The sequence below is a fragment of the Mesorhizobium sp. PL10 genome, from assembly GCF_053714315.1.
This window is the reverse complement of the sequence record NZ_JBSKBR010000213.1, coordinates 1-389: the sequence shown is the minus strand read 5'-3', so window position 1 is coordinate 389 and position 389 is coordinate 1. Positions and strand designations below refer to the sequence as shown.

General features: G+C 64.5%; 1 protein-coding gene. It reads left to right on the top strand.

Annotated features, from left to right (window positions below; translation table 11 throughout):
- Positions 1-389: DDE-type integrase/transposase/recombinase (locus ACWGTO_RS33905; protein WP_454579008.1), on the top strand; the 389-nt coding region annotated here is incomplete at both ends.

Below are 389 nucleotides of genomic sequence, written 5' to 3'. Positions count from 1 at the left end.
TCTATCGCGCCATCGACAGTGTCGGCGACACAGTCGAGTTTTGGTTCAGCGAGCAGCGCGACCTGCCGGCGGCCAAGCGCTTCTTCAGAAAGGCGCTGGAGCGTCATGGCCGACCGGATCGCGTCGTCATCGACGGGAGCCAGACCAACCACGAGGCGATCGTTTCCTGCGACACCACAAATCGCTTGCAGGATCGCGCCCGGCGCCGGCTGAAGCCGATCCGGATCCGCCGGAGCCAGTATCTGCGGATGTATTTGACAAGGGCCGTTCTGCTCCGATGTCCTGGAAGTGTGCTCTTTGGCGTTCTGTCCCGACGGACGGCCGAGAAAGCGTCGTGTGCAGCAAGGTCAGGTCTGGCCGGCAGGCCACCGCGCGGCACGCGGCTTGGC